General features: G+C 28.9%; 4 protein-coding genes and 1 pseudogene. 3 read left to right on the top strand and 2 right to left on the bottom strand.

Translation table 11 applies throughout. From position 1 onward, the window contains the following. Positions 1 to 95 precede the first annotated feature (95 nt). Positions 96 to 1043, top strand: a pseudogene (locus J2Z76_RS05610) (2,3-butanediol dehydrogenase); the annotation flags it as partial. A 99-nt stretch (positions 1044 to 1142) separates the two neighbouring features. On the opposite strand, the gene glnA reads toward J2Z76_RS05610, so the two are convergent. Next, positions 1143 to 2573: a type I glutamate--ammonia ligase gene (glnA, locus tag J2Z76_RS05605; RefSeq protein WP_209511008.1), complete on the bottom strand. Its 1431-nt coding sequence runs from the start codon at positions 2571 to 2573 to the stop codon at positions 1143 to 1145. Between the two features lie 288 nt (positions 2574 to 2861). On the opposite strand from glnA, the gene J2Z76_RS05600 reads away from it, so the two are divergent. Continuing rightward, positions 2862 to 4838, top strand: coding sequence for a sigma-54 interaction domain-containing protein (locus J2Z76_RS05600; RefSeq protein WP_209511007.1), 1977 nt, complete (start codon positions 2862 to 2864; stop codon positions 4836 to 4838). A gap of 136 nt (positions 4839 to 4974) precedes the next feature. Here the strand turns inward: J2Z76_RS05600 and J2Z76_RS05595 are convergent, their stop codons facing one another. After that, positions 4975 to 6294: a TRAP transporter substrate-binding protein gene (locus J2Z76_RS05595; protein ID WP_209511006.1), complete on the bottom strand. Its 1320-nt coding sequence runs from the start codon at positions 6292 to 6294 to the stop codon at positions 4975 to 4977. Between the two features lie 185 nt (positions 6295 to 6479). Between J2Z76_RS05595 and J2Z76_RS05590 the strand changes: the two genes are divergently transcribed. Then, complete coding sequence (locus J2Z76_RS05590; protein WP_209511005.1) at positions 6480 to 6881, top strand: pyridoxamine 5'-phosphate oxidase family protein; 402 nt, start codon at positions 6480 to 6482, stop codon at positions 6879 to 6881. Positions 6882 to 7017 lie beyond the last annotated feature (136 nt).

The following is a 7017-nucleotide window of genomic DNA, read 5'->3' as shown; positions in this document are numbered from 1 at the left end:
AATAAAAAATCCTATTGCAAAATAGGAGGAAGTAAAAAAAGGGTGACAAGGTAAAACCTTGCACCGACTAACTCGGAGTATTCCGAGAGACTATTGAATATTTAGGAGGACCAATATTTATCCCTGTGGGACAGCCACATCCAATAAGTGGAGATGTTGCACCAGTAGTTTTAGGACACGAGTTTTCAGGTGAAATAGTTGAAATAGGAGAAGGAGTTTCAAATTTTAATGTAGGGGATAGAGTAATAGTTGAACCAATAGTAGCTTGTGGTAAGTGTGATGCCTGTAGAGAAGGAAAATATAATCTTTGTTCATCTTTAGGATTCCATGGTCTTTGTGGAGGAGGCGGGGGATTTGCTGAATATACAGTATTTCCAGCTGAATTCGTTCATAAGATGCCAGATGAAATGACATATGAAAATGGAGCTTTGGTTGAACCAATGGCGGTTGCATTGCATTCTATAAGAATGGCAAAGTTCATGACAGGAAATACTGCATTAGTATTAGGTTCAGGACCTATAGGGCTTGCAACAATAGAGTGTTTAAAAGCAGCGGGTGCAAAATTAGTTATAGTGTTACAAAGAAAATCTGTAAGACAAGAGTATGCAAAAAGAGCTGGAGCAGATGTAGTTCTTGATCCTAATGAAGTTAATGTAGTTGAAGAAGTGAAAAAATTAACAGGTGGCATAGGGGTAGATGCATCTTTCGAAACAACGGGAGCTCAAATTGGTTTTAATATAGGACTTGATAGTCTGAAATTTGAGGGGACTATGGTTATAACTAGTATTTGGGAAAAAGAAACAAGCTTTAATCCAAATGCTTTAGTATTTAGTGAAAAGAAAATAGTTGGAACAATAGCTTACAGACATGAATTTCCAGCTACAATTGCTCAAATGAGTGATGGCAGAGTAAAAGCAGAAGGATATGTAACAAAGAAAATAGCCTTAGATGATATTGTAAAAGAAGGATTTGGAGCTTTAACTGGACCAGAGAAGAAAAAACATGTAAAAATACTTGTTACACCAGACAAAACACTTTTATAAAAAATAGTACTTTAGTGCAAATATAAAAAAACAGAAAAACTTAATGAACAAGCAGCCATGTGGCTGCTTGTAGTGTTTGGTGTTCATATTTTATTCGGATTATAAATTATAGTACATTTTAAACTCTTCTGGATGAGGCATTTCATTTATTTTATAGTAATCTTTTTTAATTTTGTTTATTTGACTCATTATTATGTTTTTGCTAAATACATTTCCTTTTAATAAAAACTCATGGTCATTTTCTAAAGCATCAGCTGCTTCAATTGGATTAGTAGGGAGAGCTTTTATTAATGATTTTTGTTCATCGTTAAGATTGTATAAATTGAAGTCAAATGGTCCAAAGCCTTCTTTAACTGGGTCTATTTCATTTTCTATGCCGTCAATTACAGCCATTAACACTGCTGAATATGCATAATATGGATTACAAGTAGCATCAGGGAATCTTACTTCAAATCTCTTTTCCATTGGGCTAGTCGCATAATCTGGTATCCTAATTACTGCACTTCTATTTGCTGTTGCAAAACATAAACTTACAGGTGCTTCAAATCCAGGTATTAATCTTTTGTATGAATTAGTGCTAGGGTTTGTGAAAGGCATTAAAGCAGGTGAATGTTTCAATATTCCACCAATTGCATATAATGCTGTTTTACTTAGTTTTGAATATCCATTTTCATCATAGAATAAAGGTTCGCCATCTTTAAACAAATGTATATGAATATGAAATCCACTACCACATTCGCCAACAAATGGTTTAGGCATAAAAGTAACCGTTTTATCTTGAAGAGCTGCGTAACTTCTCAGTATGTATTTAAGTTTCATAGTTCTATCTGCCATTTCGCTAATGTCCCCATGACATACTTCTATTTCCACTTGTCCAGGTCCACCATTTTCACAATGATGATATTTTATTGGAATATTGTTTTCTTCAAGATATAAAGTAACCATATCCCTAAAATCAGAACTTGCATCAAATGGTTTATCTAAATGATAACAATTTGAGTTTCTAAGAGTATAACCTTTGTTGCTGCTATCTAAACTACTAGAATTCCATTCCCCTTGCTTAGAATCAATAAATACTTCCATATGATTAATATCATTCTTTACTGATACTTGATCTAAAATATAAAATTCAAATTCAGGGCCAAGGAGGGCCGTGTCAGCAATATTTTTGTCCACTAATAGTTTTTTTGCCTTTTCAATTAAATATCTTGGATCATCTTCAAATCTTTCTCTATTTTCTTTTATTGCATATATGTTTCCTATCATTGTTAAAGTAGGTATTTTTGAAAATGGAACAATAAAAGATGTAGATATGTCTGGTATAAATACCATATCTGATTTTTCTACCTTTAAGAATCCATAACTTGATGCATCAAACCCGATACCATCTTTTAGTATGCTCTCATTAAATCTTGTTGCAGGAATAGTAAGGTGATGCCATCTTCCACTCATATCAACAATTTTAAAATCAATTATTTTAATATTGTTTTCTGAAATATAATTTTTTACCTCTAGATAATCTTTGAACATATTAGCCTCCGTTGTTTTATATTAAATGTTTTTAAATTGTTTTATGATTTTAATGAGCAAGTATTGTGCCAAACTAAATATTTTTATGCAAATTTAAATTCGTTAGTATTCTAATGTTTGTTGAGTATATGATTTTTAATTTTACTAAATATAAAAATAGAAATGGGAATTAAACAAATTACAAACTATTTTGTTCCCATTAATTGAGGAATATGCTACAATATATAACAGTAGGGGAGATTCAAGTGTTCACACGCAAATTTATTAATTTATTAGGGAGTGGTTTTATTGAAAAAGAGAATTGCTGTTTTGGTTATCGAAGATAAGATAGGGAATTATTTTTTAGAGGAGCTTAAATATATTTTTGAAAATACAGTTGAAGTTGACTATTTCACTCCAAATATGATAAACAAGCCTTTTATATACGAGACAGATTTAATTCTGTACACTGATCCTAGTATTCTAATTGAAATGATAGAATACATCAAGTGCAGTGCCCCTATATTAATGATGAAGCGTACAATTTCAAAGCAATCAGTAGAAAAACTTAGAAAAATTGATTCTGATAAAAGTGCTTATATAGTTAATATTAACAGTTTTATGGCTAATGAAACTCTTGCAACATTGTATAGCCTTGGAATAAAAAACATGAAACTACTTCCATATTATGAGGGTGCATCAAATATTAAAAACGTTGATTATATTATTACACCTAACGAGTTTGAATGTATGCCAAATATAGATGCAGAGGTTATAAATATTGGAAATAGGGTATTTGATTTATCTACAGTTTTGGATATTATAGCTTATTTAAATATAGAAAAAAAACTTTCCGAAAAAATCATAAAAAAATATTCTTTAAAAGTACCTACATTTTGGAAGGGTCTTAATAGTACTTTATATGATAAAAAAATGCTTGCAGGTCAACTAGATGTAGTATTAAATGAATTCGATAATGGTATTATTTTATGTGATGAAAAAGGACTTATATTGTTATCAAACAATAAGGCATCACAAATATTAAATATTAGCAAGGAATATATAGAACAAGATTATTTAAAAAATTTATTAGAAAGAGATACTATTTTAAATGTATTGTTAAAAAAAGACGAAATACATGATGAAATTATTGATTTTAGCAACAAGAAACTTATTGTTACAATGAAGAAGGTTATTTATGATGAGGTTTATTTTGGTAAATTGATAATATTAAAATATTATAGCGAGCTATTAATAAATCAGCAAAAACTACATGATAAATTAGTAGGAAAGGGATATTATTCTAAATATAGCTTTGATAGCATTAAAGGTTCACATCCAAAACTTATGGATGCAATAAATATTAGTAAGAAAATCGCACATTCTTCTTCTACAGTTTTGTTATTGGGAGAAAGCGGAACAGGCAAAGAGTTATTTGCAGGTGCTATACATAATTTTTCTGATAGAAAAAACAGACCATTTATAGCTATTAATTGTGCTACCTTACCAGAAAATCTTCTAGAATCAGAATTGTTCGGTTATGAAGAAGGTGCCTTTACAGGTGCTAGAAAAGGTGGAAAAATGGGTGTTTTTGAGAAGGCAAATCATGGTACACTTTTTTTAGATGAAATAGGAGAAATACCTTTGAATTTACAGGCAAGATTATTAAGAGCCTTGCAAGAAAATGAAATTATGAAAATAGGCGGAGATTCAATAATTAACGTAGACGTTAGAATTATTGCAGCTTCAAATAAAGATTTGTTTGAAATGGTAGAACAAGGTACATTTAGAAACGATCTGTTTTATAGGCTTAATGTATTTCAAGTTAATTTACCACCATTGAGAGAACATAAAAGTGATATAGAATATCTAATTAATTATTTTCTTGATATATTTGGAGATAGAAGAAGTATAGATTATAGTTTTTTTAAATTTTGTCAAGACTATAATTGGCACGGAAATGTTAGAGAGCTTAAAAATACAATAGAATATATGTTAAAAGTGTCAAACGATTCACTTAAAGTAGAAAATTTACCAAACTATTTTAAAAAAAAAGAGAGTTTATCCTATAACACCTTTGAGGATATTGAAAAGATTGTGTTGGGAATAATTGAATCAAGGGCAAAAAAAGGGTTAGGAACTGGTAGACGTTCAATATATGAAGAGTTTTGCAAAACCTATTACAAAATTTCAGAAAAAGAAATTAGAATTATTATAAAACGTCTTGAAGACAATGGAAATATTGTTGTTTCAGTAGGAAGAAAAGGATGCCAGATTAGCAAATAAAATATTAATCATGTAATATAATTTATTTAAGTATAAAAATACTATGCAATTATCTCTTTATATTTGTATAGTATTTTTATATAAAATAAAAAAGTTAATATTAAGGGTATGAAATTATATATAAAAATAACAAGCCTTAAATGAAATTACTGTTTTGAAAATAAGTATCTACTAAAGCGTCATCTCCAATTATTTCACGAATTTTTTCATATAATGGTAAAGCGGCTGACTTCATTGCTTGTTTTGTTTCTTCTGGCAAATCTATTATAGTCATACCGTTGTCAATGAGTATTTGTTCCCTTTCTTCAAAGCGTTCAATTGCCATTCTACATGTATACAATGTTGCAATAGTTGCAGCTTCATCAATTATCGCCTTTTCGGCTGTGGATAAACTATTGTAAAGGTTGTTGCTCGTTATTAGAGAAATTATATGTGGCAGATGTTTTGTGTTTATAAGATAATCTTGTACTTCATATAATTTAAAACCAGCTATAACTTCATATGAATTTTCCTCGGAATCTATATATCCAAATTTCAAACTTGGGTATATTTCGCTAACAGGCAGTGGTATTACTGTTGCGCCAAGAGATTCCCAGAAAGCTATGTGATTGGGGTTTTGTATTGTTCTGATTTTAATTTCATTGAAATCATCTATGTTTTGAATTGGTTTATTTGAAGTCATTTGCCTGAACAATATGTCTGATAGACCAAGCAGCTTATAACCAGAATCGCTGTATGCATTGCTTATTTTCTGAAAAAATACATCATTTCTGATTGTATTTCTTAAATTATTAACATCAGAGTAAACCATTGGCATGTCAAATACAGACAATTTAGGTACAAAATCAACTTGTGGAGCAGTAGTTTGAACTATAAAATCTGGATAGCCATCTTGAATTATAGATTTAATCATTTCGCGATCAGCTCCCAATTTTGCGTCAGTAAATATTTCTATTTTAATTTTTCCATCACTTAACCTGTATACCTCGTCAGTAAACTTTTTTGCATACAAGTAAATCAGTGTATCTTCTGGACTATCAACGCCTAATGAAAATGATAGATTCCTTACTTCATCTTGCTGTAATTCCAATATATTTTGAATATTTTGTACACTTTCGTATTTTGGCAAATTTATTATTTGATCATGATTTAATACTTGATTTTTTAATGGTATGGGATTTAAATTGACGTTTAATGTGCATAGTGAACCAGGACGAAATTGTACGTTGTTTATTTTAGTTGGGTAATACCCCAATGCATTAATGTTTATTATAAATTCATTGAATTCATCAGGCGCGGATATTTTTATATATGCATTTTTTATAGGGGTCCCATCTGATGTAAATATTTTTATATCTAAATATCCTTTTGGCATTTTATTAAACTTTTTAGGTGAAGTATCAAGACTTATAATACAATTTTTATCTCTTGAATATATATAATCCCAATAATACAATTTTAACACTTCCTTTTGTTTTATTTGAAATTCATATACTAATATATTCAGTTATAACAAATTTGTAACAATAAATTTATAGTTCATTTTGAAAATAAATACAATAGTTTTTAAACTTGAGAATAATTAAAGACAAAAATCAAATAATAAATTAAGAAACTATTTTTAAGGAGTATAAGTATATAATGAATAAAATAATTGAATTTATAAATCAAAATAAATTTGGAAATTTAGCTACATGTAGTAATGAAAAACCTGATACAAGACCATTTGAATTAGTTTTTCATGATGATAAAGGGATGTTTTTTTATTCATCAGCAGAAGAGGAGTTAACAAATCAGTTAAAACAAAATCCTAATATATGTTTTTGTGCTACTGATTCAAATTATAACTATGTTAAAGTTAAAGGTAGTATCGAATTTAGTGAAAATAAGGATGATAAAATTAAAATACTAGAAAAGAGTAAATTTGCTAAAAATATATTCAGTGATTCTAATATTGATAAGATGAAAGTATTTTCCTTGCCCCATGGAAAATGTATGTTGCATATGCATAATGATGATAATGTAATAATTGAGGAATTTTAATAAAAAAAAGATTCACCTGGATTTGAATTATTAACAGAAATTCATCTGCAGGTGAATCTTTTTTATTACAAAAAAACTTAACTATGTTTTTTTGTAGAAAATTGTGTATAATAAGGTAAATATATATAATATTTGT

It is taken from the genome of Sedimentibacter acidaminivorans, assembly GCF_017873955.1.
In the GTDB taxonomy this organism is placed as follows: Bacteria; Bacillota; Clostridia; order Tissierellales; family Sedimentibacteraceae; genus Sedimentibacter; species Sedimentibacter acidaminivorans.
This window is presented reverse-complemented; position numbering and strand designations above follow the sequence as displayed.

What these genes read in the sequence shown, in the direction of transcription:
- glnA (WP_209511008.1), bottom strand. Translation starts at nt 2,573, where the DNA reads ATGTTCAAAGATTATCTAGAGGTAAAAAATTATATTTCAGAAAACAAT.
- J2Z76_RS05590 (WP_209511005.1), top strand. Translation starts at nt 6,480, where the DNA reads ATGAATAAAATAATTGAATTTATAAATCAAAATAAATTTGGAAATTTA.